The organism is Pseudomonas sp. A39 (genome assembly GCF_058145955.1).
In genome coordinates this window covers 1-24952 of record NZ_JBYVMD010000010.1, presented here as the reverse complement: position 1 = coordinate 24952, position 24952 = coordinate 1, and the positions used below count along the sequence as shown (strand labels likewise).

At 60.7% G+C, this 24952-nt stretch carries 25 protein-coding genes; 10 read left to right on the top strand and 15 right to left on the bottom strand.

Annotation, left to right across the window (positions count from 1 at the left end; genetic code table 11):
• Positions 1-85: 85 nt before the first annotated feature.
• Entirely contained in the window at positions 86-823 is a 738-nt protein-coding gene (locus tag AC3ZU9_RS10215) for a substrate-binding periplasmic protein (RefSeq protein WP_093542493.1), read from the bottom strand.
• A 201-nt stretch (positions 824-1024) separates the two neighbouring features.
• On the opposite strand from AC3ZU9_RS10215, the gene AC3ZU9_RS10210 reads away from it, so the two are divergent.
• Complete coding sequence (locus tag AC3ZU9_RS10210; protein ID WP_015886285.1) at positions 1025-1477, top strand: GNAT family N-acetyltransferase; 453 nt, start codon at positions 1025-1027, stop codon at positions 1475-1477.
• A gap of 35 nt (positions 1478-1512) precedes the next feature.
• Here AC3ZU9_RS10210 and AC3ZU9_RS10205 read toward each other — a convergent pair whose 3' ends face one another.
• From AC3ZU9_RS10205 to AC3ZU9_RS10195, 3 genes are read right to left on the bottom strand one after another with little or no spacing between them, the layout of a single operon-like run.
• The gene (locus AC3ZU9_RS10205) at positions 1513-1809 is read right to left on the bottom strand and encodes a winged helix-turn-helix domain-containing protein (RefSeq protein ID WP_490090663.1); all 297 of its coding nucleotides are present in this window, start codon (positions 1807-1809) and stop codon (positions 1513-1515) included.
• A gap of 19 nt (positions 1810-1828) precedes the next feature.
• On the bottom strand, positions 1829-2329 hold the full coding sequence (locus AC3ZU9_RS10200; protein ID WP_015886287.1) for a M48 metallopeptidase family protein: 501 nt from the start codon (positions 2327-2329) through the stop codon (positions 1829-1831).
• Between the two features lie 43 nt (positions 2330-2372).
• Complete coding sequence (locus AC3ZU9_RS10195; protein WP_046034963.1) at positions 2373-4478, bottom strand: putative bifunctional diguanylate cyclase/phosphodiesterase; 2106 nt, start codon at positions 4476-4478, stop codon at positions 2373-2375.
• A 313-nt stretch (positions 4479-4791) separates the two neighbouring features.
• Here AC3ZU9_RS10195 and AC3ZU9_RS10190 point away from each other — a divergent pair, with 313 nt between their 5' ends.
• Together AC3ZU9_RS10190 and AC3ZU9_RS10185 are read left to right on the top strand one after the other, a co-directional pair.
• Positions 4792-5457 (top strand): polysaccharide lyase family 7 protein, encoded by a 666-nt coding sequence (locus tag AC3ZU9_RS10190; protein ID WP_043206023.1) that lies wholly within the window; start codon positions 4792-4794, stop codon positions 5455-5457.
• Between the two features lie 462 nt (positions 5458-5919).
• Entirely contained in the window at positions 5920-6213 is a 294-nt protein-coding gene (locus AC3ZU9_RS10185) for a fructose-bisphosphate aldolase (protein ID WP_102061881.1), read from the top strand.
• 59 nt (positions 6214-6272) lie between these two features.
• Here AC3ZU9_RS10185 and fba read toward each other — a convergent pair whose 3' ends face one another.
• The 6 genes from fba to tkt all read right to left on the bottom strand — a co-directional run bounded on the left by fba (position 6273) and on the right by tkt (position 12645).
• Positions 6273-7337: a class II fructose-bisphosphate aldolase gene (fba, locus tag AC3ZU9_RS10180; protein ID WP_003177554.1), complete on the bottom strand. Its 1065-nt coding sequence runs from the start codon at positions 7335-7337 to the stop codon at positions 6273-6275.
• 280 nt (positions 7338-7617) lie between these two features.
• Complete coding sequence (locus tag AC3ZU9_RS10175) at positions 7618-7950, bottom strand: MliC family protein (RefSeq protein WP_015886291.1); 333 nt, start codon at positions 7948-7950, stop codon at positions 7618-7620.
• A gap of 61 nt (positions 7951-8011) precedes the next feature.
• Positions 8012-8239: a hypothetical protein gene (locus AC3ZU9_RS10170; protein WP_102061880.1), complete on the bottom strand. Its 228-nt coding sequence runs from the start codon at positions 8237-8239 to the stop codon at positions 8012-8014.
• A 29-nt stretch (positions 8240-8268) separates the two neighbouring features.
• Positions 8269-9432 carry a phosphoglycerate kinase gene (locus AC3ZU9_RS10165; protein ID WP_015886293.1) on the bottom strand — a complete coding sequence of 388 codons (1164 nt, stop codon included), beginning with the start codon at positions 9430-9432 and terminating at the stop codon, positions 8269-8271.
• A 17-nt stretch (positions 9433-9449) separates the two neighbouring features.
• Positions 9450-10505, bottom strand: coding sequence for an erythrose-4-phosphate dehydrogenase (gene epd, locus AC3ZU9_RS10160; RefSeq protein ID WP_058415149.1), 1056 nt, complete (start codon positions 10503-10505; stop codon positions 9450-9452).
• Between the two features lie 142 nt (positions 10506-10647).
• A complete protein-coding gene (tkt, locus tag AC3ZU9_RS10155; protein WP_101219845.1) occupies positions 10648-12645 on the bottom strand; it encodes a transketolase in 1998 nt (665 codons plus the stop codon).
• 259 nt (positions 12646-12904) lie between these two features.
• On the opposite strand from tkt, the gene AC3ZU9_RS10150 reads away from it, so the two are divergent.
• From AC3ZU9_RS10150 to AC3ZU9_RS10130, 5 genes are all read left to right on the top strand, one after another.
• Complete coding sequence (locus tag AC3ZU9_RS10150; RefSeq protein ID WP_015886296.1) at positions 12905-13900, top strand: ArsR/SmtB family transcription factor; 996 nt, start codon at positions 12905-12907, stop codon at positions 13898-13900.
• 19 nt (positions 13901-13919) lie between these two features.
• Positions 13920-15110: a methionine adenosyltransferase gene (metK, locus tag AC3ZU9_RS10145; RefSeq protein ID WP_015886297.1), complete on the top strand. Its 1191-nt coding sequence runs from the start codon at positions 13920-13922 to the stop codon at positions 15108-15110.
• Between the two features lie 222 nt (positions 15111-15332).
• Entirely contained in the window at positions 15333-15683 is a 351-nt protein-coding gene (locus tag AC3ZU9_RS10140; protein ID WP_043206029.1) for a hypothetical protein, read from the top strand.
• A 95-nt stretch (positions 15684-15778) separates the two neighbouring features.
• A complete protein-coding gene (gene ligB, locus AC3ZU9_RS10135) occupies positions 15779-17443 on the top strand; it encodes an NAD-dependent DNA ligase LigB (RefSeq protein WP_122811783.1) in 1665 nt (554 codons plus the stop codon).
• A gap of 42 nt (positions 17444-17485) precedes the next feature.
• Positions 17486-17881, top strand: a complete 396-nt coding sequence (locus AC3ZU9_RS10130; RefSeq protein WP_015886300.1) for a DUF1090 domain-containing protein — start codon at positions 17486-17488, stop codon at positions 17879-17881.
• A gap of 6 nt (positions 17882-17887) precedes the next feature.
• On the opposite strand, the gene AC3ZU9_RS10125 is transcribed toward AC3ZU9_RS10130, so the two are convergent.
• A complete protein-coding gene (locus tag AC3ZU9_RS10125) occupies positions 17888-18337 on the bottom strand; it encodes a c-type cytochrome (protein ID WP_015886301.1) in 450 nt (149 codons plus the stop codon).
• Between the two features lie 129 nt (positions 18338-18466).
• On the opposite strand from AC3ZU9_RS10125, the gene mltA reads away from it, so the two are divergent.
• The gene (mltA, locus tag AC3ZU9_RS10120; protein WP_015886302.1) at positions 18467-19651 is read left to right on the top strand and encodes a murein transglycosylase A; all 1185 of its coding nucleotides are present in this window, start codon (positions 18467-18469) and stop codon (positions 19649-19651) included.
• Positions 19652-19863: 212 nt separating this feature from the next.
• Here the strand turns inward: mltA and AC3ZU9_RS10115 are convergent, their stop codons facing one another.
• Complete coding sequence (locus AC3ZU9_RS10115; protein ID WP_043206031.1) at positions 19864-20250, bottom strand: MAPEG family protein; 387 nt, start codon at positions 20248-20250, stop codon at positions 19864-19866.
• A gap of 206 nt (positions 20251-20456) precedes the next feature.
• On the opposite strand from AC3ZU9_RS10115, the gene AC3ZU9_RS10110 reads away from it, so the two are divergent.
• Positions 20457-21716: a cation:proton antiporter gene (locus AC3ZU9_RS10110; RefSeq protein ID WP_046034962.1), complete on the top strand. Its 1260-nt coding sequence runs from the start codon at positions 20457-20459 to the stop codon at positions 21714-21716.
• Here AC3ZU9_RS10110 and AC3ZU9_RS10105 read toward each other — a convergent pair.
• From AC3ZU9_RS10105 to AC3ZU9_RS10095, 3 genes are all read right to left on the bottom strand, one after another.
• Entirely contained in the window at positions 21710-22597 is an 888-nt protein-coding gene (locus tag AC3ZU9_RS10105) for a formate/nitrite transporter family protein (RefSeq protein ID WP_015886305.1), read from the bottom strand. The two genes, AC3ZU9_RS10110 and AC3ZU9_RS10105, sit on opposite strands and share 7 nt — an antisense overlap.
• Before the next feature lie 71 nt (positions 22598-22668).
• Positions 22669-24600, bottom strand: a complete 1932-nt coding sequence (locus tag AC3ZU9_RS10100) for a patatin-like phospholipase family protein (RefSeq protein WP_490090662.1) — start codon at positions 24598-24600, stop codon at positions 22669-22671.
• A gap of 97 nt (positions 24601-24697) precedes the next feature.
• On the bottom strand, positions 24698-24952 hold a 255-nt coding region (locus AC3ZU9_RS10095), incomplete at its 5' end, for a hotdog domain-containing protein (RefSeq protein WP_490090661.1).

The window sequence follows — 24952 nt, the reverse complement described above, 5'->3', positions numbered from 1 at the left end:
CCCTCCCACATTCGACTGCCTTCCCAATGGATGTACGCGGTTGAATGTGGGAGCGGGCTTGCTCGCGAAGAGGCCCTCAAGACCACTACATCCCGTGCTGCTTCATCAACCGCGCATAACTGCCATCAGCCTTCATCTTGACAATCTCTCGGTCAAAGGCAGCGACGATCTGCTCATGCTCCGGGTGTTTCAGGCTGACCAGGATATGCAGGCTGTTTTCGCTCAGCGGCTGGGGTAAAAACTCCACCGCATTGCGCACCCGCGCCGATTCACGGGACAGGTAATAGCGCGCCACATATTCATCCTCCAACGTCAGCCGCACCCGCTGCGCCGCGAGCATGCGCACCGCCATGGCGAAGTTATGCACAGGGACTTTCTGTAGCTGAGGGTCCCCGTCGAACGCCGCCGAATAGGCATACCCGCGCACCACGGCGATGGGGTAGTCGTGCAGTTGCGCGAGGTTCTGGAACTCGATGGGATCGTCGCGGCGCTTGATGAAGCGCACGCGGTTGAGCAGGTATTCGCCGGAGAACTGCCCCAGCTGTGTGCGGGCATCGTCATACCAGGCGTTAACCAGCACGTCATAGCGCCCATCGCCCACGCCCATCAGCGCACGGGCCCACGGCACCTGTTCAAAATCACTCGCATAGCCCGCACGGGCCAAGGCGGTGCTAACGATGTCCGTGGCCAGCCCGCCGTTGATCAGGGTGGAATCGGTAAACGGTGGCCAGGCATCCGCTACCAGGCGCAGGCGCTGTGCGAACGCAGGCGTCGCCAGCAACAACACTCCAATCAAAGCAACGGCACGAGAGAATCGCGGCATGCTCAAAATCCTTGACAGGCAGGCGGTGGCCTTAGCCCAGGCGGGGCCCGAGGCTCTAACAGTAGCTCAGATTACACAAAGAAGCCGACGGCAAACGCACTCAATGATGGCAATTTGATTTCACTCACAAAAATAGCTCACTTAGACAGCATTGCCGGCTGCGCTTACTATCCGGAACAGACATTGATAAGAGAACACGCCATGACAGTTGAATGGGTCTGCAAACATCACGATGACCTGGGCAAGGAACAGCTTTACGCCATCCTGCGCCTGCGCAACGAGGTCTTTGTCGTGGAGCAAAAATGCCTTTACCAGGATCTTGACGGGCAGGACTTGTCGGGCGACACCCACCACCTGATGGCCTGGCAGGATGATCAACTCGTGGCGTACCTGCGCCTGCTGGACCCGGAATCCCAGGGCGGCGATGTGGTGATCGGCCGAGTGATTGTGGCGCCCGTGGCGCGCGGCACCGGGCTGGGGCATCGGATGATGGAAGAGACGCTAGAGCGGATTGCCGATATATGGCCGCAGACGCCGATATTCCTCTCAGCCCAGGCGCATTTGCAGGGGTACTACGGACGGTATGGGTTCGTGGTGGCGGGGGAGGAATATTTGGAAGATGACATTCCACATATTGGAATGCGGCGCGCTTGAGGACCTCTTCGCGTCAGCCCAATCACCGAAGGACGTCAGGGATACCCCAACACCTGCTTCACCGAAACCAGATTCGCCTCGATCCACCGCCGATCAATCGCCCCCCAGCTGCGAATCCGATAGTGCCCGGCGTGGTTGCGGGCGCCGTCTTCCTGTTCGAACTCACACACGATATCCAAGTCGGCCAATGCCGCAATCGTATCCTGGGCCGTACGCCGAGGCATGCCCGTGGCGTCGGTCAGCGCCGGGACGCTGCTCGCCTGGCCACTGTCGATCAGGTACGCCACATACAGGCGGCGGTAGAAGCTGCTCTTGGTCTTGCTCACATCCATGGTCGGTCGCCTTGTGCGGTCAGGGTTTGCCCTGCAGGTCGCGGTACGTGAGGTAGACACGCAGGTCGAATTCCACCTGATGGTAGCCCGGCATCATGTACTCACAGAGTTTGTAGAACGCCTTGTTGTGGTCCGACTCCTTGAAGTGCGCCAGTTCGTGGACCACGATCATGCGCAGGAACTCGGGCGCGGCCTCCTTGAACAGCGCCGCAATACGGATCTCTTTCTTGGATTTAAGATTGCCGCCCTGCACCCGCGAAATCGTAGTGTGCAGGCCGAGGGCACGGTGGGTCAGGTCCAGGCGGTTATCAAACAGCACTTTGTCGATGGCCGGCGCGTTGCGCAGGTGCTCCTGCTTCAAGGCCAGGGCGTAGGCGTACAGGGCCTTGTCGCTCTGCACCGCGTGGCGCTCGGGGTAACGCTGTTCCAGGTAAGCGCCCAACTGATCCTTGGCGATCATCTGGCGCACTTGTTCTTGGAGGGCTGCGGGATAAGCCTGGAGGTATTTCAGCGCGGTCATGGGGCTCGGCAACAGGGTTCGGAGGGTCGCCAGTGTAACGAATTCAACGCACGCGGGCGCGTGACCAGTCCACCACGTCCTCGGCCACCATCGGCTGCGCCGCCCACGGGCCCTGGATATACGCGCAACCATTGGCCTTGAGCCATTGGGCTTGCTCCGAGGTTTCCACACCTTCGGCGACCACGAGCACATCAAAATGCCCGCACAGCTCGATGATGCTGCGCGCCATCACCGCATCCCGTGCCGAGCCCGGCAGGCGGGCGATCAACTGCGGGTCGAGCTTGAGGGTGTCGAAGGCCAGGTCGCGCAGATGTGCCAGGGAACAGTTGCCCGAACCGAAGTCATCCAGGGCAATCCGCACACCGATCTGGCGCAATAACTTCAGCTGCTTGCCGGACTCTTCCAGGTTACTCGTCAGGCTGTCTTCGCTGATTTCCACCTCCAACTGGCGCCCCTGCAACCCATGGCGCTCAAGCACCTGCTGCAGTTGGGCCGCCAGGTTGGGCATATTGAACTGATGGCTGCTCAAGCTCACGCTCAGCACCAGTTCCTGATCGAAGGTGGCTTGCCAGGCCAGGCGCTGGGCGGCGACCTGTTGGTAAATCCAGCTACTCAGCTGGCTGATCAAGCGCGCCTCCTCCAGCAATGGCAAGAACAGCCCTGGCGGCACATCGCCAACACTCGGATGCTGCCAGCGCAACAGCGCCTCTACACCGCGCAAACGCCCGTCCGCCAGGGAAACCTGGGGCTGGTAGACCAGGGTGAAATCCTTGTTTTGAATCGCCGTGCGCACGCTGTCTTCCAGCATCAGGCGCGAACGGGCGCGGCCGTTCATTTCCTGGTCGTAATAGCGATATTGCTGACGGCCCGCACGCTTGGCTTCGTACATGGCGATGTCAGCCGCGCGCAGCAGGCCGTTCAAGTCCGAGCCGCAATCCGGGAACGTGGCGATGCCGATGCTGACGCCGAGCATCACATCCAGGCCCTCCACCTGCTGGCAGATCGACACGCGTTCGATCAGTTTTTCCGCGATCTTCGCCGCTTGCTCGGGGAACTCCAGCTCTAAAAGCGCGGTGAATTCGTCCCCGCCCATCCGCCCCAGAATGTCATAGGAGCGCAGGCAACCCTGTAACTGCTCCGAGACCCAGCGCAATACCCGATCGCCGGCGTCATGGCCCAGGGAATCATTGACCCGCTTGAAGCCGTCAAGGTCCAGGTAGAGCAATACCAGCGATTGCTCTACCCGCTCGCTGCGCAGCAGGGTGTTCTCCACCGCCTGATAGAAACCACGCCGATTGAGCAGCCCGGTCAGCGGGTCAGTGACGGCCTGGAACTCCAGTTGTTGGTGCAGATGGCGCACCTCGGACATGTCCAGCACCGTCACCACCATGGCCTTCTGTTCGGCGGGCAACGGTGCACAGGACAAGGCCACCGGCACCTGCTGGCCCCGGCCGGTGCGCAAGATCGCATCATGCAGGCGCCAGGTTTCGCCGTCGCGGTAACCGGCATACATCTGCGACTCCAGCCACGCGGGCACATGGGGTTTCTGCAGGAAGCTCAAGAACTCTTGCCCCTGCAGCTCATCCATCGTGGCATTGAGCAAGCGTGAAATCGCCGGGTTGGCGTACTCGATCACGCCCTCCTCACTCACCACCAGAATGCCTTCGGCGGCGTTGTCCAACACCGACGCATTAAAGGCGCGGGCAGACTCCAAATCATGACTCAGGCGCTGCAAGGCACGGCGATTGCGCTGGTGCTCCAGCAACGCCTGGACCTTGGGCTTGAGGATATGCGGGTCGAAGGGTTTGAACAGGTAATCGATGGCACCGCTGGCGTAGCCCTCCAGCACAGCGGCCGGGGATTGCGCATTGGCACTGAGGAAGATGATCGGCGTCATGCGGGTGCGCTGGTTGCCACGCATCAGGCGGGCCACCTCGAAGCCGTCCATGCCGGGCATTTTCACGTCCAATAACACCAGGTCGACGTCATGCTTGAGCAGTAACTCCAGGGCTTCCACACCGGAACCGGCGGTGACCACTTGCCAGTCTTCGCGCTGTAAAAGTGCACGCATGCTGACCAGGTTTTCCGGATAGTCATCGACTACCAGCAAAACCGATCCGCCATCGCCTAGGTGTGGAGCGCAATCCATGCTACGTCTCTTCCTTGAAGGAGCTGCTCCGGTCACTTCTGGTATAAAACCCGGACAAATACTGAGGCCTCACTCTAGCCTCGGTTCCGGAAAATCAGAAGTGACCGCGGTGCCATCATCGCGCCAAAGTTCAGGAAGCCGACTAACGGTCAGGGTCTGGAGGCCACGGCGCATGGGAAACATGGCTTTTTGGCATTCCTTTGGCGCCAATAATTTGCCATGGATTAATTAACAAGCGCAGGACTACCGCCTATAAAGAACCTGTCTGGCCCAAGGGCCATAGCCTATACCCCTCTGTAAAAAGGCCTACGCCATGATTGATCTTTCCACCTGGAACCTGAGCATTCCGGTCGGCTCCCCGCCCGCCACCATCGAGACCCCAAAGCTGATGAGCGGCTTCAAAGACCAGTATTTCCAGGCCGAAGGCAGCAACGTGCAATTCTGGACCCCCGTCACCGGCACCCGCACCGAAAATGCCGTGTACCCGCGCAGCGAGTTGCGCGAGACCTACGCCGATGGGCGCCTGCGCAACTGGACCTACCCGGATGCGGACAACTTCCTGCGCGCCACCCTGACCGTCAATCAGGTGCCCTCTACCGGCAAAATCGTGATTGGGCAGATTCATGCGTACGACAGCCAGAAGCCGCTGATCAAGCTGGAATACCAATTCAAGGAAAAAACCCAGACCGGCAATATCGTCGCCAAGGTGCGCATGCGCCCGGATGACGGCGAAGGGCGGGTGATCACCGTGGCGTCGAATGTGCCGCTGGAGAAGAGCTTCACCTACGTGATCAACCTCAATAAGGCGGGGTTGCTGAGTGTGTACGCCGCGGACGGTGAGTGGAATGAGCGCATTGGTGCGGCGTGGGGCGCCAAGCCGCTGTACTTCAAGGCCGGGGCGTATGTGCAGGACAACAGTGGGGACAGCAAGGAAGGCGCGCGGGTGACGTTTGCCAAGTTGGACATTGATCACGACTGAGCATCGCCTCGTCTCGTGTAGGCCATGTCCTAACACGCCCAGAGATCATTCGCTTTCTTGAACACGCCAACGAACCCTGTGGGAGCCGGGCTTGCCCGCGATGGCGGTGTATCAGCCGAACTATTCGCTGACTGGCACACCGCCATCGCGGGCAAGCCCGACTCCCACACGGGTTCTGTGCCCTACAGGGCCGTTGCGGCGAATCAGGTCGGCGCTTATAGTTCGCCCCGTCGCCGGCATTGAATGGCGATAGGGTTTCGCAGCCCTACCGAGTTAAAACCACAACCGTCAAAGCAGCCCCGGTATTCTTGCCGATGGCCGTCTTTGTTATGGCGGTTGTGCGTGGGAGACCTTCGGGTCTGCCGGGTCTTAACTCCTCGGTCTGCGAACCCGCGCACAGCTGCCACCCTATTTGTTTCGCAGCAAACGGTGGCCATTCTTCACTTGAGTTAAGGATTTGCCATGAAGAACCAACTACCGCCCCGCCGCTTCTACCCCTGCGCCGAAAACGCTACCGATAACCCCGTCCTATTGATCGACAGCGCCGCCCCATTGCTGGACCTCCACGCCTGCCTGCGAGAACGCCTTAACGCCGCCCTCGAGCACCTCAACCTGATGGCCTGCTCCAGCCTGCCGGACTTCGCCGAGCGTGACCTGAACAATGCGGCCAATACGGCGCGCATTCTGGTGCAGGACGTCAGCGATGTGTTCCGCGTCATCGAACACCGTGGTTTCGATACCCTCAACGCCGCCTGACCCAATCGCAGCCATAAAAAAGCCCGCATCGCTGCGGGCTCCTTTTAAACGTCCCAGGCTCAGTTCACCTTGGCGTTCAACTCACCTTTCAGGTAACGCTGGTACATCGCTTCCAACGAGATCGGCTTGATCTTCGAAGCGTTACCCGCAGTGCCGAACGCTTCGTAGCGTGCGATACACACATCGCGCATCGCGGTGACGGTAGCACCGAAGAATTTACGCGGGTCGAACTCGCTCGGGTTGGTCGCCATCAAACGGCGCATCGCACCCGTGGACGCCAAACGCAGGTCGGTGTCGATGTTGACCTTGCGCACGCCGTACTTGATGCCTTCGACGATTTCTTCAACCGGTACGCCGTAGGTTTCTTTGATGTCGCCGCCGTACTGGTTGATGATCGCCAGCCACTCTTGCGGGACCGAGGAAGAACCGTGCATCACCAGGTGGGTGTTAGGGATGCGCTTGTGGATTTCCTTGATGCGGTCGATGGCCAGCACGTCGCCGGTAGGCGGCTTGGTGAACTTGTAGGCGCCGTGGCTGGTGCCGATGGCGATGGCCAGGGCGTCAACTTGGGTCTTCTTCACGAAGTCAGCCGCTTCTTCCGGGTCGGTCAGCATCTGGCTGTGATCCAGCACGCCTTCAGCGCCGATGCCGTCTTCTTCGCCGGCCATACCGGTTTCCAGGGAACCCAGGCAGCCCAGCTCACCTTCAACCGATACGCCGCAGGCGTGAGCCATGGCCACGGTTTGTTGGGTGACGCGGACGTTGTATTCGTAGTCGGTCGGGGTCTTGCCGTCTTCGCCGAGGGAGCCGTCCATCATGACCGAGCTGAAGCCCAGTTGGATGGAGCGCTGGCACACGTCAGGGCTGGTGCCGTGGTCCTGGTGCATGCACACCGGGATGTGTGGGAATTCTTCGATCGCAGCAAGGATCAGGTGACGCAGGAAGGGCGCGCCGGCGTATTTGCGCGCACCGGCCGAAGCCTGGACGATCACGGGGGAGTCGGTCTTGTCAGCGGCTTCCATGATGGCGCGCATCTGCTCAAGGTTGTTGACGTTAAAGGCTGGGACGCCGTAGCCGAACTCGGCTGCGTGGTCCAGCATTTGACGCATGCTGATAAGTGCCATTGTGTTGTCTCTCCCGGTCGAGGGTCGTTAATCGTGCAAGCCTGCCGTAGCGGCGGCTGCTATTCAAGTTATTGCGGGTCAGGGTTTGCATGCCTGGCCTGCTGAATCGTTATTGCTGATGAGGCTGACCCAAATTCCAGCCTGGAATCGAATCAATGTGGGAGGGGGCTTGCCCCCGATGGCTGCGGTTCACCCAACGAAGTCGGTGCCTGACACACCGCTATCGGGGGCAAGCCCCCTCCCACATTTGGATCTCATTAATTTCAAGACCCTGGTGTCTCTATTGGGCTTTACAGCCCCGCCCGATCAAATCATCGGTGGCGACCCAGTAAACCAGGCCTTCCTCACCTTTTGTGTGAAACGCCAGCTGATCGTTGGCATACAGCACACCCGAGGCGGCAACCTCCTGCTTGAGGCGATAAACCTGGTCGGAACCGCCGAGGCGTACATCCACCTCGCTACGAGCCTGGTTGGCAAAGCGCCAGTTGACCTCGGCCTTGCTGTCGCAGGTCCAGGTGGTCCATTTATCGGCAGGCTCTGCCTTATTGAACATGTTCATGCTGCTGCAGCCGGCCAACAGGGCCAGGGCTGCCAGGGCGAAAACGCCTTTCATTGCCAATCCTCACAGGGCGACCAGGGGGCCGCCGCTGCTGTCGGTTAGTTGATCAGACCCGTCAAGGGCAACCCTGTTCCTGACCGTTGGGCGCGGAGTCGTATTTCTCCAGCCGTTCGTTGCCGATGCGCTTGTTGATCACCGGCATGGTCTCGGCTTGCCAGTCCGCCTGGTAACAGCTTTTTTTCTGCTGCGCCGCAGGCTTTCCAGCTTCCGGCTCTGCGTTTGGCGTGCTGCTGCAGCCGGCCAACAGGCCCGCTGCGATCAACAATGCCAACGACTTGATCATGGGAATACTCCTTTTCCGGATCACGCGCCTTAACCTTTGGCCCGGGTTTCCAGCACTTCAACGGCCGGCAGGACTTTGCCTTCGACGAATTCAAGGAATGCGCCGCCACCGGTAGAAATGTAGGAGATCTGGTCAGCAACGCCATATTTATCGATGGCCGCAAGGGTGTCGCCGCCGCCGGCGATGGAGAATGCTGAGCTTTCGGCGATGGCCTTGGCCAGCACTTTGGTGCCGTTGCCGAACTGGTCGAACTCAAACACGCCGACCGGACCGTTCCACAGGATGGTCTGGGAAGCTTTCAGCAGTTCGGCGAAGTTGGCCGCGGTTTGCGGGCCAATATCCAGGATCATGTCGTCGTCAGCCACGTCAGCGATCAGCTTGACGGTGGCTTCGGCGCTTTCGGCAAATTCCTTGGCGACGACCACGTCCACCGGCAGCGGCACGCTGACTTTGGCGGCGATAGCACGAGCGGTGTCGAGCAGGTCCGGCTCGTACAGGGACTTGCCCACCGGGTGACCGGCAGCGGCCAGGAAGGTGTTGGCAATGCCGCCGCCGACGATCAGCTGATTGCAGATCTGGCTGAGGCTGTTGAGCACGTCCAGCTTGGTGGACACCTTGGAGCCAGCGACGATGGCGGCCATCGGTTGCGCGGGAGCGCCCAGGGCCTTGCCCAGTGCATCCAGTTCAGCGGCCAGCAGCGGGCCAGCAGCGGCAACCTTGGCGAACTTGGCCACGCCGTGGGTCGAACCCTCGGCGCGGTGAGCAGTGCCGAACGCGTCCATCACGAACACGTCGCACAGCGCAGCGTATTGCTGGGCCAGCTCGTCGCTGTTCTTTTTCTCGCCTTTGTTGAAGCGCACGTTTTCGAACAGCACGATGTCGCCGGCCTTCACGTCAACGCCACCCAGGTAGTCAGCCACCAGCGGCACGTCGCGGCCCAGGGCTTTGCTGAGGTACTCGGCTACCGGCTTGAGGCTGTTTTCGGCGGAGAACTCACCCTCGGTCGGACGACCCAGGTGGGAGCAGACCATCACGGCCGCGCCTTTTTCCAGGGCCAGCTTGATGGTCGGCAGCGAGGCCAGGATTCGCGCATCGCTGGTGACAACACCGTCCTTGACTGGGACGTTGAGGTCTTCGCGAATCAGTACGCGCTTACCTTGCAGATCGAGGTCGGTCATCTTCAACACGGTCATGGGTGGCAGTTCCTGAATTACTGTTGAGGTTGTTTAGAGGCGATATGCAGATAATGTTCCGCAACGTCGAGCATTCGGTTGGCAAAACCCCATTCGTTGTCGAACCAGGCCAGGATGTTCACCAGCCTAGGGCCGGAAACGCGGGTCTGGCTGGCATCGACAATGGCCGAATGCGGGTCATGGTTGAAATCACAACTGGCGTGGGGCAACTCGGTGTAGGCCAGCAAGCCTTTGAGCGGCCCGCTGGTGGCGGCGTCGCGCAGGATCCGGTTGACCTCCGTCGCATCGGTGTCGCTGACGGTTTGCATGGTGATGTCCAGGCAGGACACGTTCACCGTCGGCACCCGTACGGCTTTGGCCTGGATTCGCCCGGCAAGTTCCGGCAAGAGTCGCTCGATACCGCGTGCCAGCCCGGTGGACACCGGAATCACTGACTGGAACGCCGAGCGCGTGCGGCGCAGGTCTTCGTGATGGTAGGCGTCGATCACCGGCTGGTCGTTCATCGCCGAGTGAATCGTGGTGATCGACACGTAGTCCAGCCCGATCGCCTGATCCAACAGGCGCAACAATGGCACGCTGCAGTTGGTGGTACACGAGGCGTTGGACACCAGCAGCTCGTTGCCGGTCAGGCAATCCTGGTTGATGCCGTAGACGATGGTGGCGTCGACATCCGCCTCGCTTGCCATCGGCTGGGAAAACAGCACACGCGGTGCGCCAGCGTCGAGGAAACGCTGGCCATCGGCACGGGTGTGATAAGCGCCGGAGCATTCCAACACCAGGTCGACGCCCAGCGCCGCCCAGTCGATGCCCTCGGGGGTGGCACTGCGCAGGACTTTCACGCAGTCGCCATTGATATGCAGACAATCGCCCTCGACCCGCACTTCACCGGGGAACCGGCCGTGGGTGGAGTCAAAGCGTGTCAGGTATTCGATGCTGGCCATGTCGGCCAAATCGTTGATCGCGACAATTTCAAACCCGGCAGCCGCCCCTCGCTCGAACAGAGCACGCAAGACGCAACGACCAATGCGGCCGTAGCCGTTGAGTGCAACTTTGTAAGGACGCGGTTGGGGCATGGGGTTCTCGATTACCTTGGGGAATGGGGTGAATGTGCCACCGCCTTCGCGAGCAAGCCCGCTCCCACAGTTGAAATGCATTCCAAATGTGGGAGCGGGCTTGCTCGCGAAGGCGTCAGTACAGCCACCCCAATCTACAGCCTTAGTCTTCCAGCAGCTCTTCAGCCTGACCCAGGATATTTTCCAGGGTGAAGCCGAACTCTTCGAACAACGCTGGCGCCGGCGCCGACTCACCGTAGGTGGTCATGCCGATCACGCGGCCTTCCAGGCCCACGTACTTGTACCAGTAGTCGGCATGCGCCGCTTCGATGGCGATACGCGCGCTGACCTGCAACGGCAGCACCGATTGCTTGTAGCCGGCGTCCTGGGCTTCGAACACGCTGGTGCATGGCATGGACACAACACGCACGTTGCGGCCTTGGGCGGTCAGCTTGTCGTAGGCCTGGACGGTCAGGCCCACTTCGGAACCGGTGGAGATCAGGATCAGCTCAGGCTCGCCGATGCAGTCCTTGAGCACGTAGCCGCCACGGCTGATGTCGGCGATCTGTGCGTCGGTACGCACTTGGTGCTGCAGGTTCTGGCGCGAGAAGATCAGCGCCGAAGGGCCGTCCTTGCGTTCGATGGCGTGCTTCCAGGCCACGGCGGATTCGACCGCGTCGGCTGGGCGCCAGCAATCCAGGTTCGGCGTGGTACGCAGGCTGGTCAGTTGCTCGACCGGCTGGTGCGTCGGACCGTCTTCGCCGAGGCCGATGGAGTCGTGGGTGTACACGTGGATGACGCGCTTCTTCATCAGCGCGGCCATGCGTACGGCGTTGCGGGCGTATTCCATGAACATCAGGAAGGTCGCGCCGTAAGGCACCAGGCCACCGTGCAGGGACACGCCGTTCATGATGGCGCTCATGCCGAACTCGCGTACGCCGTAGTACATGTAGTTGCCGCTGGCGTCTTCAGCCGAAACACCTTTGCAGCCTTTCCACAGGGTCAGGTTGGAACCGGCCAGGTCGGCGGAACCGCCGAGGAACTCAGGCAGCAGCGGGCCAAAGGCGTTCAGGGTGTTCTGGCTGGCTTTACGGCTGGCGATGGTCTCGCCCTTGGCCGCGACTTCGGCGATGTAGGCCGAGGCTTTTTCCGAGAAGTCGGCAGGCAGGTCACCGGCCAAGCGGCGTACCAGTTCGTTGGCCAGCGCCGGGAATTCGGCGGAGTAGGCCGCAAAACGCTGGTCCCACTCGGCTTCGGCGGCCAGGCCTTTTTCCTTGGCATCCCACTCGGCATAGATGTCGGCCGGGATTTCGAACGGGCCATGGTTCCACTTCAGTGCTTCACGGGTCAGGGCGATTTCCGCGTCACCCAGCGGGGCGCCGTGGCAGTCTTCTTTGCCCTGCTTGTTCGGCGAACCGAAACCGATGGTGGTCTTGCAGCAGATCAGGGTCGGCTGAGCGCTCTTGCGGGCGGTGTCGATGGCGATCTTGATTTCTTCCGGATCGTGGCCGTCGACGTTGCGGATCACCTGCCAGTTGTAGGCTTCGAAACGCTTAGGGGTGTCATCGGTGAACCAGCCTTCGACTTCGCCGTCGATGGAGATGCCGTTGTCATCGTAGAACGCGATCAGCTTGCCCAGGCCCAGGGTACCGGCCAGGGAAGCGACTTCGTGGGAAATGCCTTCCATCATGCAGCCATCACCCAGGAACACGTAGGTGTGGTGGTCGACGATGTCGTGGCCGGGGCGGTTGAACTGCGCGCCCAGGACTTTTTCCGCCAGCGCGAAGCCCACGGCGTTGGCCAGGCCTTGGCCCAGGGGACCGGTGGTGGTCTCGACGCCTGGGGTGTAGCCGAATTCAGGGTGGCCGGGGGTGCGGCTGTGCAGCTGGCGGAAGCTCTTGAGGTCATCGATGGTGACGTCGTAGCCGGTCAGGTGCAGCAGCGAATAAATCAGCATCGAGCCGTGGCCGTTGGACAGCACGAAGCGGTCACGGTCGGCGAACGATGGGTTGCTCGGGTTGTGTTTCAGGTAGTCACGCCAAAGTACCTCGGCGATATCCGCCATGCCCATCGGGGCACCGGGATGGCCGCTGTTGGCTTTTTGCACGGCATCCATGCTGAGGGCACGAATGGCGTTGGCACGCTCACGACGGCTGGGCATCGCTGATCTCCTGGGGTTTGCTGAAAAGAAACGGAAAAAAGGACCGGCATTTTCCCTCAGCCACCGCCTGCGGGCAATGACAGATAGTCACTTGTGGGTGTTTTTCCTGTGCTTTGGGCGGCATTCGCTTGCAGAAACCGTTAACCGGTTCGTCTAAAGGTTATAGCGGCTGCTTATAACCGCCACTTATCGATCAATATCAAAACTTTTTGATATTGGCCTTGCGAGGACTCCCACCCGTCTCTAGACTGCTGGCCTTATGAACCTACCCATGCCCTCCCTGCGTCCTGACGACGGCGATGAACTGGCAGCCTTATGCAAGGCCGCTGGCGACCCGTTGCGTTTGAACGTATTGCGCGCACTGGCCAACGATTCCTTCGGCGTATTGGAACTGGCGCAGATCTTCGCCATCGGCCAATCCGGCATGAGTCATCACTTGAAGGTGCTGGCCCAGGCCGACCTGGTAGCTACCCGCCGCGAAGGCAATGCAATTTTCTACCGTCGCGCCCTGCCCCACACCGAGTTGCTTGGCGGCAAGCTGCACGCCGCGCTGCTCGAAGAGGTGGACAACCTGGGGCTGCCGGGCGATGTGCAGTCGCGCATCGGCCAAGTCCATGGGCAACGCGCCGCCGCGAGCCAGGACTTTTTCGCACGGGTCGCCGAGAAATTTCGCGCCCAACAGGACTTGATCGCCGGTTTGCCGCAATACCGCGACAGCGTACTGGCGCTGCTCGACAAGCTGAGCTTCAGTGAGGAGGCCACCGCCCTGGAGGTCGGCCCAGGCGACGGCGGTTTCTTGCCGGACCTAGCACGGCGCTTCCAGCAGGTCACCGCGCTGGACAACAGCCCGGCAATGCTCGAACTGGCGCGCCAGCTGTGCGAACGCGAAGCGCTGGGCAATGTCAGCCTGCAGCTGGCGGACGCATTGAATAGCACGGCGTTAAAGGCCGACTGCGTAGTGTTGAATATGGTCTTGCACCATTTCGCCGCCCCCGCCGACGCCCTCAAGCAAATGGCCGGGCTGCTGCACCCCGGCGGTAGCCTGCTGGTGACAGATTTATGCAGCCACAACCAGAATTGGGCCAGGGAGGCCTGCGGTGATCTCTGGTTGGGTTTTGAACAGGACGATCTGGCCCGTTGGGCCACCGCTGCGGGACTCGTTCCCGGGGAAAGCCTCTATGTAGGTTTACGTAATGGTTTCCAGATTCAGGTCCGCCATTTTCAGCGGCCGGCTGGCGACACTCACCATCGGTAAATATCAGGAAAACATCGAGATGAGCGAATACTCCCTTTTCACCTCCGAGTCCGTGTCTGAAGGGCATCCGGACAAAATCGCCGACCAGATTTCTGACGCGGTGCTGGACGCCATCATTGCTGAAGACAAGTTCGCCCGTGTGGCGTGCGAGACTCTGGTGAAAACCGGTGTAGCGATCATCGCTGGCGAAGTGACCACCACCGCCTGGGTCGACCTGGAGCAGATCGTCCGTGACGTGATCACCGACATCGGCTACACCAGCTCCGACGTCGGTTTCGACGGCGCGACCTGCGGCGTGATGAACATCATCGGCAAGCAGTCCCCAGACATCAACCAAGGCGTCGACCGTGCCAAGCCGGAAGACCAGGGCGCCGGCGACCAGGGCCTGATGTTCGGCTACGCCAGCAACGAAACCGACGTGCTGATGCCTGCACCGATCACCTTCTCGCACCAACTGGTGCAACGTCAGGCCGAAGCGCGTAAGTCCGGCCTGCTGCCGTGGTTGCGCCCGGACGCCAAGTCCCAGGTCACCTGCCGTTACGAAGGCGGCAAAGTCGTGGGTATCGACGCCGTTGTATTGTCGACCCAGCACAACCCGGACGTGTCCTACGCCGACCTGCGTGAAGGCGTGATGGAACTGATCGTCAAGCACGTGCTGCCGGCCGAGCTGCTGAGCAAGGACACCCAGTTCCACATCAACCCGACCGGCCAGTTCATCATCGGTGGCCCGGTAGGCGATTGCGGCCTGACCGGACGCAAGATCATCGTCGACAGCTACGGCGGCATGGCCCGTCACGGCGGTGGCGCGTTCTCGGGTAAAGATCCTTCCAAGGTTGACCGTTCCGCCGCTTACGCCGGTCGTTACGTGGCCAAGAACATCGTCGCCGCCGGCCTGGCCGAGCGTTGCGAGATCCAGGTGTCCTACGCTATCGGTGTGGCCCAGCCTACGTCGATCTCACTGAATACCTTCGGCACCGGCAAGATCAGCGATGACAAGATCGTCAAGCTGGTGCGTGAGATCTTCGACCTGCGCCCTTACGCGATCACCACCATGCTCGACCTGCTGCACCCGATGTACCAGGAAACCGCAGCCTACGGCCACTTCGGTCGTACCCCTGCGCAGAAGACGGTCGGCGACGACACCTTCACCACCTTCACCTGGGAAAAAACCGACCGCGCCAACGACCTGCGGATTGCCGCCGGCCTGTAATCGCTCTCGGTACAAAAAAGCCCCGCCGGGTTCGCCCGGCGGGGCTTTTTATTGCGCAATCATTTGCGCGATGGCCTTCACGTTTTTTGGATCCAAACCTTGCAGGCTCAATGATGGCCCTCTAGAATCCGCGCCCTCTCGGGCCCGTCACCTTATTTGGATATTGCCCTGCGCCAGCCCGGGACTCATCAGCGCGCAGGCAATCGAACATTGAGGTTTTCCATGCGCATCTCCACGCTCGCCCCTGCCGCCCTCCTGCTCAGCCTGTTTGCCCTGCCGGCAAACGCCGCCGACCTAAGCGCACTGAGTGGTGCCCTGAGTTCCCAACTGGGCGGCGGCAACTCCGGCGACTGCCAGAAGCAAGCCAACGACCTGCAAGCCAAGATCGATGCAGCCGAGGCCCAGAAGGACAGCTTGAAAGTGAAAGCCTTCAAAGCGGCGCAGGACCAGATCAACAAAGGTTGTAACAAACTCACTGAGGCCCAGGCCAAAGCCGACGCCAAGCAGCAAACCCAAGAGGCCAAGGCCGATAAGCCCGACGCGGTGAAAGCCCTGGGCGGCCTGTTCAAGTAAATAGAAACACCCCGTAAAGAGCCCCGCACTGCCGGGGCTTTTTTGTGGCCGCGTGGATCATTTAGGCTGGGCACCCTTTCCGAGCAAGGATGCTCATGATGCACTTACTGTTTGCCCTTTTACTCAGCGCCCTACCCTGCTGGGTGTGGGCCCAAGCGTGCTCCGATGAAGCCCGAGCACACGTCAGTACCCTGGCCGAACAGATACGCCAATGGGATGACAGTTACCACCGGCTTGGCCAGTCCCCGGTGAGCGACGAACTCTACGACCAGGCGCGCCAGCGCCTGGCTCAGTGGCATCAGTGCTTCCCCGCCCCCACCGCCACACCCAACAACCCACTGGCGAGTTCACGTGGCGCCCAGCCTCACCCCGTTGCGCATACAGGCCTGGAGAAACTGCTGGACGAACACGCAGTCGACGCCTGGCTGGGCACACGAAAGGATGTCTGGATTCAACCCAAGGTGGACGGAGTGGCGGTAACCCTGGTGTATCAACAGGGTCGCCTGCGCCAAGTCATCAGCCGAGGCGATGGTGTCATGGGCCACGACTGGTCTGCCTCCGCGCGCAAAATCCCCGGCATTGTCCAGCAGTTGCCCGACCCCATCGACGTGGTGCTGCAAGGCGAACTCTATTGGCGCCTCGACGACCATGTGCAATCGGCAAGCGGCGGTCTCAATGCCCGCAGCAAGGTGGCCGGGTTGATGAACCGCAAACACTTGGGCGACACCGATGCCGCCGGTATTGGCCTGTTCGTCTGGGCTTGGCCACAAGGGCCGGCAGCCTTTACCGAGCGCCTTTCCACACTGAAACGTTGGGGGTTCACTGACACCCAGCGCTTCAGCCAGCCCATCCGGAACATCAGCGAAGCCGCGCACTGGCGCGCCTATTGGTACGGTAATCCACTGCCTTTCGCCAGCGATGGGGTGGTGCTGCACCAGGCCCAGCACGCCCCCGCCGAGCGTTGGCAGGTCAGTACCCCCTACTGGGCGGCCGCCTGGAAGTACCCGACGACCAAGGCCCTAGCGCTGGTGCGCGACGTGCAATTCAAGATCGGCCGTACCGGGCGCATCACACCCATGCTGGAATTGGAACCGGTGCGCTTGGATGACCGGCAGATCAGCCGGGTGAGCGCCGGCTCATTGAAGCGCTGGCAATCGCTGGATATCCGCCCTGGCGACCACGTCTCCATCAGCCTGGCGGGCCAGGTGATCCCTCGGCTGGATGAGGTCATCCTGCGCAGCAGCACAAGGGCGGACTTGCCCGTGCCCAATCCGGGGAAATTCCATGCCTTGAGTTGCTGGCAACTGGACCCCGGTTGCGAGGAGCAGTTGCTGGCGCGCCTTTCCTGGCTGAGCGGCAACCAGGGCCTCGCCTTGCCACACATAGGCCGCGAAACCTGGAGCGTATTGATCCAGGCCGGTCTAATCGCAGGCTTTCTCGATTGGTTAACCCTGGATACGGCAGAGCTTGCTAACATTGATGGCTTCGGTGATCGCACCCGTGCGCGCGTGGTCGACAGCTTCCACAGCGCGCGGCAACGGCCCTTCGCACAATGGCTCAAGGCCTTGGGTGTACCGCCTGCGGCACGTAATAACCTGGAAGGCGACTGGCAGACGCTGGTCGCCAGAGACACCCAGGCCTGGCTGGCCATTGATGGCATCGGCCCGGGCCGCGCAGCGCAACTGAGCGCTTTTTTTCGCGACCCGCACGTACAGGCCTTGGCTGAAACATTACGCGTGGCGGGGATAGACGGTTTTTGAACCCGCTGTCCGCGCCATCAGATTGCGACTTTGGAGCCCCACATGAAATTTCTAGCCCCCTTTGCCTTGCTGACCGTCGCAAGCTTCATGGCCACGCCGCTGCTGGCCGCCGAAGAAGCCCCTCAGCTCACCGGCTGCGCGGCCAAGCGCCAAGCCATCAGCACCCAGATCGAACAAGCCAAGGTCCACGGCAACAGCGAACAACAAGCCGGCCTGGAAAAAGCCCTGAGCGAAGTCACTGCCAACTGCACCGACGCCTCCCTGAGGAAAGAGCGGGAAAACAAGGTGCTCGACGCCAAGCATGAAGTCAGCCGCCGTCAGGCCGACCTCGACAAGGCCATGAAAAAAGGCGACGCGGACAAGATCAACAAGCGTAAGGACAAACTCGCCGAGTCCCGCAAGGAACTGCAGGACGCCGTGGAAGAACTCGACCAGTAAAACCAGTCAGTGGTCCCGGAACTGTTTATGGCAGGCGCTGCAGGCATCTTCAACTTTCTGCACCGCAGGCCCCAGGTTGCTGGCCTTGTAAGGCTGCACTTGGCTGGCGGTCACCAATTCACCGGTGGCCGCTTCAAGGTTGCGGGCCAGTTGCTGGAATTGCGCCTGTTTCTGCCAGACATCGTCCTTTGCGCTGGTGTGATCCTCTTCACGCACGCTCGGAAAATGTTTCCATGGTTCATGGGACAACGCGTCCAGCTTGACCGCGCCGTCGGCGAATTTCGCGCCGTCGAACGGGATGCGTCCGCGCAGCATGCCGCCCAGGTCTTCGCCGGTCTTGAGCATCTGCTTGAAGATCGCCTTGCGCTGGCCCAGCGGCGAATTCGGATCAACGCCGCCACAGGCGGACAACGTCAGGCAGGCCAGCAGTACAACGGTCAGTCGTTTAAAAGTCATGGTGGCTTCGAGGTCACGGAAAACGGCGGCCAGTATCCTCGCCCCGCCCGCAAAGACCAATAGCCCTATTATTAATAAGGGTTGCCCAACAGCGCTGCTACGCGGGCAATCGCTTCAGGAAGTGTTTGTATGAATGTCAGCTTGAAACCCTGGAGCCGCCGCCTGGCGTGGGCTCTGCCGATGATCGCACTGCTGGCCGGCTGCGACGCGGGCAAAGAAACAGCCAAAGATGAAACTTCCAAACCCCACGCCGTCGCCACCTATGTGAGCGCACCGTGGGAAGCCTTGCCGACGGTGTCCGACAGCGATCTGCTGGCCGGTTTTGAATCCTGGCGCAGCGCCTGCCAACGGCTCAAGGCCGACCCGGTGTGGGGCGCGACCTGTGCGGCAGCCGCCACAGTGCCGAGCAATGCCGTGGCGGTGCGCGGGTTCCTCAAGGAGCGCCTGGATGTGTTCGGTCTGCGCTCGGCCGACAACACCCCGAACGGTTTGATCACCGGTTACTACGAACCGGTCTACCCCGGTAGCCTGACCAAGACCGCCAAGGCCAACGTGCCGGTGTACGGCGTGCCGGACGACCTGATCATCGTCAACCTGGAAAGCATCTACCCCGAGCTCAAGGGCAAGCGCCTGCGCGGTCGCCTGGAAGGTCGCGTGCTCAAGCCCTACGACGACGCCAGCGCCATCAACGGCCAGGGCTCCACGGCCAAGCCGATCGCCTGGCTGACGAACCCGATGGACCTGCAATTCCTGCAAATCCAGGGCTCGGGCCGCATTCAACTGGCCGGTGGGCGCCAACTGCGCGTCGGTTATGGCGACCAGAACGGCTACCCCTACCGCCCGATCGGTCGCTGGCTGGTGGAACAAGGTGAGCTGAAGAAGGAAGACGTGACCATGGGCGCCATCAGCGCTTGGGCCAAGGCGCATCCGCAGCGTATTCCGGAGCTGCTGGCGAGCAACCCAAGCTATGTGTTTTTCAGCGCACGGCCCGACAGCAATGAAGGCCCGCGCGGTTCCTTGAACGTACCGTTGACCGCCGGCTACAGCGTCGCGGTGGATCGCAAGGTGATTCCGTTGGGAAGTCTGCTGTGGCTTTCGACCACCAAGCCGGATGGTTCGCCCATCGCCCGCCCGGTAGCAGCACAGGACACCGGCGGTGCAATCACGGGTGAAGTGCGCGCGGACTTGTTCTGGGGCACTGGCGATGCGGCGGGTGAACTGGCGGGGAACATGAAGCAGCAGGGGCAAATCTGGATGTTGTGGCCCAAGGGCGCAGCATTGCCGCAAGTGCCGGATGCACCTGTCGGGAGCTGAAAAACGCTCCGCCGGGCTCGGTTCACCGTAGTGAGCGGGCTTGCTGTGGTGAGCGGGCTTGCCCCGCGCTGGGCTGCGCAGCAGCCCCCATCAGCCTCACCCCATTTATTCAGGCACACCGAGGCGTATGGTTCCGGGGCGGCTTCGCCACCCAGCGCGGGGCAAGCCCGCTCACTACAAACACCGCCCCCACAGTGGCTCTGCTTCAGCCTTCAGATCGAGACGAAGAAGAAACTCGCAATCAGCGCCATACCCACGAACCACACCAGTGAGCGAGCGATCGCCCAGTCGGCCAGGTAGCAGATGATGTACAGCAGGCGACTGGTGATAAACAGCACGGCCAGCACATTGATGGTGACCAACTCAGCCGTACCGGCCAAGTGCGCGATAATCACTGCCGCCGCAAATGCCGGCGTCACTTCAAAGCTGTTGAGTTGAGCACTGTGGGCGCGCTTGGCAACCCCTTCGAGGGTGTCCAGGAACGCGCGAGGGTCGTGGTTCTGCCGCGGCCCGAACTTGCCACCGCTGAACTTGGCCACGCCAGTGCACAGATAAGGCAGAAAAATTGCGATCAACACACACCAGAAGGCCACCGTCATCACTGATTCCTTTTTTAGTTTGCTTTTTAGTTTGAAGCAGAATTTAGAGTTTTAGCACTCAACATGAAACGCCGCACCCATCGCTATGAGCCGCCAGCCCCGCAAAAGGTTCTATCGGTGATTTGCCCCCAGCCCTGCAACATTGTGCAGGGGTTGCGGTCCATCCCCCAATTAACGCTCTTCCACCCAACTTCCAAGGACCCCGGATGCTTGAACTTGTCGCCGCCTTCATTTGCCTCACCACCCTGCTCACCTATGTGAACTTCCGCTTCATTGGCCTGCCGCCCACCATCGGCGTGATGGTCACGGCCCTGCTGTTTTCGCTGATCCTGCAAGGCTTGAGTTTTCTCGGCTATCCAGGCCTGGAGGAGCGCATCCAGCAACTGATTGGCCAGATCGACTTCGGCGATCTGCTGATGAACTGGATGCTCTCATTCTTGCTGTTCGCCGGTGCCTTGCACGTAAACCTCAACGACCTGCGCAGCTACCGCTGGCCCATCGGCCTGCTGGCGACCTTCGGCGTATTGATCGCGACCGTGGTGATCGGCAGCCTGGCGTATTACATCTTTGCCCTGTTCGGCTGGCACGTCAGCTTCCTCTACTGCCTGCTGTTCGGTGCGCTGATTTCCCCCACCGACCCGATCGCGGTATTGGGCGTGCTGCGTACCGCCAACGCCTCCAAGCCATTGAAGACCACCATTGTCGGCGAATCATTGTTCAACGATGGCACGGCCGTCGTGGTGTTCACCGTTTTACTGGGCATTGCACAGTTAGGCGAAACGCCGACGGTGGGCGCCACCGCCATGCTGTTTGCCCATGAGGCGATTGGCGGCGTGGTGTTCGGTGGCCTGATCGGCTACCTGGTGTACCTGATGATCAAGAGCATCGAGCAGCACCAGATCGAGGTGATGCTGACCCTCGCCCTGGTCATCGGCGGTTCGGCGATGGCCACCGAACTGCACGTCTCGGCACCGATTGCGATGGTGGTCGCCGGGCTGATTATCGGCAACCTGGGGCGCAAACTGGCAATGAACGACATGACCCGGCGCTACCTGGACGGCTTCTGGGAATTGCTCGATGACATGCTCAATGCACTGCTGTTCGCACTGATCGGCATGGAGCTGCTGCTGTTGCCGTTTAACTGGCTGCACGTGTTCGCCGCCAGCTTGCTGGCCGTGGCGATCCTGCTGTCGCGTCTGTTGACGGTTGCACCGGCCATCCTGCTGCTGCGGCGCTGGCGCACAGTGCCACGCGGGACCATCCGCATCCTGACTTGGGGTGGCCTGCGTGGCGGGGTGTCCGTGGCACTGGCATTGGCCCTGCCGCTGGGCCCGGAGCGCGACTTGCTGCTGAGCATCACCTACATCGTGGTGCTCTCGTCGATCCTGCTGCAGGGGTTGAGCATCGGCAAGCTGGTCAAGCGCGTGACCCGGGACGAACCCCAGGCCGCGCCGGACGCTCACTGAGCCTTGTCGATCTGCTGCGGATGCCTCGGGTCCGCAGCTTTCTTGCCCGGCAGACTGCTTTCGCTGCGAATCTGCGCATGGCTGATCAGCGCAAAGATAAAGCTGCCGCCAATGATATTGCCCGCCAGGGTCGGCCCGGCGAACACCAGCCAGAAATCCTTCCACGGCAACTCGCCAGCAAATACCAGGTACGACACCTCGGCGGAACCGACGACGATATGGGTGAAGTCACCCAGAGCCATCAGGTAGGTGATCAGAATAATGATCCACATCTTGGCGCTTTCCATGGAGGGGATCATCCACACCATGGTGGCGATCATCCAGCCGGAGACGATGCCCTTGGCAAACATCTGGCCGGCGTCGTTTTCCATGATCTTGCGGCCGATTTCCAGGAAGGCCAGGTCGGTCTTGGTGTCGAAGATCGGCAGGTGCAACATCACATAAGCCACCAGCAAGGTGCCGCACAGGTTGCCCACCAGCACCACTGTCCATAGCCGTAACAATCGCCCGGCATTGCCTAGCGTGGGTTTGCTCATCACCGGCAAAACAGCGGTCAGGGTGTTCTCGGTGAACAGTTGCTGGCGCGCCAGGATCACTGCCAGGAACCCTGCGCAGTAGCCGAAGCTGGCGATAACCTTAAAGCTCTCGCCATCCGGCAGCCGAGAGTTGAGCAACCCCATGGCCATCAGCGAAAGGCCCATGGTCAACCCGGCCGCCAATGCCGACCACCACAAGGCAGCAACACTGCGCTCCAGTTCCTGGTCACCCTGTGTACGGATGATTTCATGCAACACCGCCGCACGGGGTGGTTGGTTCTTGTCCACGTCCTGTTGCTCTTCCTGCGACAGGTTTGGGGTCTTGCCGTCTGCTTGAGTGGCCATGATGTTCCAGAGTCCTAGGGGTGCCTGTAGCTACGACACGCCGCCACAGTAGCTGTTCAGTGGCCACACAACTAAACCTGCACCTTCCAGGCCTTTGCCATCTCCACGGTGGTTGAGCGGCGCGCCTTGTCCCAGGGTTTGTTACGCGCTTTGTAGTGACCACTGATGGTGTCGAGTATCTGGTTGAATTCGCTGGGGGTAGTAGCCCGAGCCAGGTCCTGAGCCGCACGGTGCAACAGTTCAACGTTAGACTTGGGCTGGCCTGGCCGAAACAACGAGGGGTAGATCACTTCCCGTGTGAAGTTTTCAGCTTTCATCGAAATATCGCGTACTTTCATTTCGGTCACTGCACCGCCGATGACTTTGGACAGAGGCATTGCATCACTTTCGATCTGTTTGGCCGCCACTTGCAGCAATTGCTGAAAGTTGCGCTGACTTGCAACATTGAGGCTGCGCCCCAACCAGTCGATGTGCTCTGGCCGTCGGGCAAGGGCATCCAAGTTACGCAGGGCCGATGAAATGTTCGGCGTGAACACCAGCGAGCCCTGTGACTGATTAGCCTGGGTGATCGCACCATCCAGGTTTCGCAACGCCTGTTGCGCGTTTTTTCGAAACATCAGCACATCCGCGACCGCCGGGTCGCTTTGCAGCGTGGGTTGCACGCTGGCGAGCATTTCATCATCCATGGCCAGCACGGCTTCATTCAGTGATTGGAACGAATGATGCTCAAGTGCCTTGGTCCGTCGCTCCAAATGCGTCTCCACCGCTTGTCGCGCTTTCGTCTGCAGGAGTTGCTTCTGCTCATCCTGCATAGTGAAGTTGACCGTGCCATTGAGCAGACCCGTAAAGTCGCCTTTTTCGGTCTTCAGGGGCAGTGTCACAATCTGATCGGCGAACGCTTCGAGCCTTTTATCCTGAAACGCTCCAGCGGCCGAATGCTCAACGCCCACGAGATGGTCGGCCAGACTGCTGAAAAAACTGCCACTGCGAGCGGATGCAGCAGAAGAGCTGGACTCAAATTTAACGATCAGCGATTCAGGCTTGTTCAGCGGACTATCGGGACATGGCCGCGCCACAACACCTGGCGCCGGAGTGTTGAGCAGCAACCCACCATCCTTGAATGCGGTTTTTTCAGCTGATGCCTGGAAGGCATGACCTTGCTCCACCGGATTTTTGAACACCACCGGTAACGAACCCGAAATATGCGCGGCCCGGGCAATATCCATCGCTGGAGTCAGGCTGGCATTGAACATCACTAATTGCGGGCGGCCATCAAACATGCCGCTACCGGTGATACTGAGTTGCTTGATCGCAGGAATATACCGGCTCAACACCTCGAGATCACCAAACGTGGGTGCGCCACCCGCAGTCAGCTTGTCAGCAATGCTCATGACTTCGGTCGGCCTGGTTTCTCGAGGGCTTTGCGCGATATGACCAAGAATCGACGCGCGCGACTCGTTGCGGATCAGTTCCTCAAGGGGAAGGGCTTCAGTCTGCAGGCGCGGCGCCAAGGTCATCAACAAACGGGAAATAGTGCCGACACCACCGGGCAAACGCCCCGCACATTTGCCAAGTGTCGTACAGGCATCCTGCATCCAGGCCGTCACGGCGTCCTGGCTGTTCAGTAGGCTCGGTAAATCGATGCTGTCCGACAACCGGTCAAATGCCGCAGCGCCCATTCCGCTGGCAATCAACGCCGCCGAAATCGCACCGGCGGATGAGCCGGATATCGACTGAATACCGTTCAGCTTCCGGGCGTCCTCAAGCGCCTGCACCACCCCCGAAAAGGCGACGCCCTTGGCGCCTCCACCGCTCAACACCAGGCTCGTGACGGGCGGCGCCGATAAAATCACCTCCACCCGCCCCTTACTATCGCGTAGAAGCGTCACATTGCGCTCGCCCACGCCCTCCACCAGCGCCGTCTTCACAGTGTGCTGGGTCGGGGAATGAGCCTTATCACTCCATGCGGGTTGATTCCGGGCGATCGAGTTAATCACTTTCATACGCAGGCTCTCTACAGGGTGTGGTCCTGAGTGATGAGAGAGCCTGGCAGAGATCCATACGGAATGATTTGGTAAAGCAAATCACGCCGAGGGTTTGTTACTCAGGAAGACTGTCGTCCTTGAACTGGTCCTTCACGTACCGGATCTCGGTACGGCCATGAGGCGCTGGCAGACCATCTTCACCGAGGTTGACGAAGACCATTTTCTCTACCGTGAGGATGCTCTTACGCGTGATCTTGTTGCGTACTTCACAGGTCAGGGTGATGGAGGTGCGGCCGAACTCGGTGGCGGTGATGCCCAGTTCGATGATGTCGCCCTGGCGCGAGGCGCTGACGAAGTTGATTTCGGAGAT

What these genes read in the sequence shown, in the direction of transcription:
- AC3ZU9_RS10215 (WP_093542493.1), bottom strand. Translation starts at nt 823, where the DNA reads ATGCCGCGATTCTCTCGTGCCGTTGCTTTGATTGGAGTGTTGTTGCTG.
- AC3ZU9_RS10210 (WP_015886285.1), top strand. Translation starts at nt 1,025, where the DNA reads ATGACAGTTGAATGGGTCTGCAAACATCACGATGACCTGGGCAAGGAA.
- AC3ZU9_RS10205 (WP_490090663.1), bottom strand. Translation starts at nt 1,809, where the DNA reads ATGGATGTGAGCAAGACCAAGAGCAGCTTCTACCGCCGCCTGTATGTG.
- AC3ZU9_RS10200 (WP_015886287.1), bottom strand. Translation starts at nt 2,329, where the DNA reads ATGACCGCGCTGAAATACCTCCAGGCTTATCCCGCAGCCCTCCAAGAA.
- AC3ZU9_RS10195 (WP_046034963.1), bottom strand. Translation starts at nt 4,478, where the DNA reads ATGGATTGCGCTCCACACCTAGGCGATGGCGGATCGGTTTTGCTGGTA.
- AC3ZU9_RS10190 (WP_043206023.1), top strand. Translation starts at nt 4,792, where the DNA reads ATGATTGATCTTTCCACCTGGAACCTGAGCATTCCGGTCGGCTCCCCG.
- AC3ZU9_RS10185 (WP_102061881.1), top strand. Translation starts at nt 5,920, where the DNA reads ATGAAGAACCAACTACCGCCCCGCCGCTTCTACCCCTGCGCCGAAAAC.
- fba (WP_003177554.1), bottom strand. Translation starts at nt 7,337, where the DNA reads ATGGCACTTATCAGCATGCGTCAAATGCTGGACCACGCAGCCGAGTTC.
- AC3ZU9_RS10175 (WP_015886291.1), bottom strand. Translation starts at nt 7,950, where the DNA reads ATGAAAGGCGTTTTCGCCCTGGCAGCCCTGGCCCTGTTGGCCGGCTGC.
- AC3ZU9_RS10170 (WP_102061880.1), bottom strand. Translation starts at nt 8,239, where the DNA reads ATGATCAAGTCGTTGGCATTGTTGATCGCAGCGGGCCTGTTGGCCGGC.
- AC3ZU9_RS10165 (WP_015886293.1), bottom strand. Translation starts at nt 9,432, where the DNA reads ATGACCGTGTTGAAGATGACCGACCTCGATCTGCAAGGTAAGCGCGTA.
- epd (WP_058415149.1), bottom strand. Translation starts at nt 10,505, where the DNA reads ATGCCCCAACCGCGTCCTTACAAAGTTGCACTCAACGGCTACGGCCGC.
- tkt (WP_101219845.1), bottom strand. Translation starts at nt 12,645, where the DNA reads ATGCCCAGCCGTCGTGAGCGTGCCAACGCCATTCGTGCCCTCAGCATG.
- AC3ZU9_RS10150 (WP_015886296.1), top strand. Translation starts at nt 12,905, where the DNA reads ATGAACCTACCCATGCCCTCCCTGCGTCCTGACGACGGCGATGAACTG.
- metK (WP_015886297.1), top strand. Translation starts at nt 13,920, where the DNA reads ATGAGCGAATACTCCCTTTTCACCTCCGAGTCCGTGTCTGAAGGGCAT.
- AC3ZU9_RS10140 (WP_043206029.1), top strand. Translation starts at nt 15,333, where the DNA reads ATGCGCATCTCCACGCTCGCCCCTGCCGCCCTCCTGCTCAGCCTGTTT.
- ligB (WP_122811783.1), top strand. Translation starts at nt 15,779, where the DNA reads ATGATGCACTTACTGTTTGCCCTTTTACTCAGCGCCCTACCCTGCTGG.
- AC3ZU9_RS10130 (WP_015886300.1), top strand. Translation starts at nt 17,486, where the DNA reads ATGAAATTTCTAGCCCCCTTTGCCTTGCTGACCGTCGCAAGCTTCATG.
- AC3ZU9_RS10125 (WP_015886301.1), bottom strand. Translation starts at nt 18,337, where the DNA reads ATGACTTTTAAACGACTGACCGTTGTACTGCTGGCCTGCCTGACGTTG.
- mltA (WP_015886302.1), top strand. Translation starts at nt 18,467, where the DNA reads ATGAATGTCAGCTTGAAACCCTGGAGCCGCCGCCTGGCGTGGGCTCTG.
- AC3ZU9_RS10115 (WP_043206031.1), bottom strand. Translation starts at nt 20,250, where the DNA reads ATGACGGTGGCCTTCTGGTGTGTGTTGATCGCAATTTTTCTGCCTTAT.
- AC3ZU9_RS10110 (WP_046034962.1), top strand. Translation starts at nt 20,457, where the DNA reads ATGCTTGAACTTGTCGCCGCCTTCATTTGCCTCACCACCCTGCTCACC.
- AC3ZU9_RS10105 (WP_015886305.1), bottom strand. Translation starts at nt 22,597, where the DNA reads ATGGCCACTCAAGCAGACGGCAAGACCCCAAACCTGTCGCAGGAAGAG.
- AC3ZU9_RS10100 (WP_490090662.1), bottom strand. Translation starts at nt 24,600, where the DNA reads ATGAAAGTGATTAACTCGATCGCCCGGAATCAACCCGCATGGAGTGAT.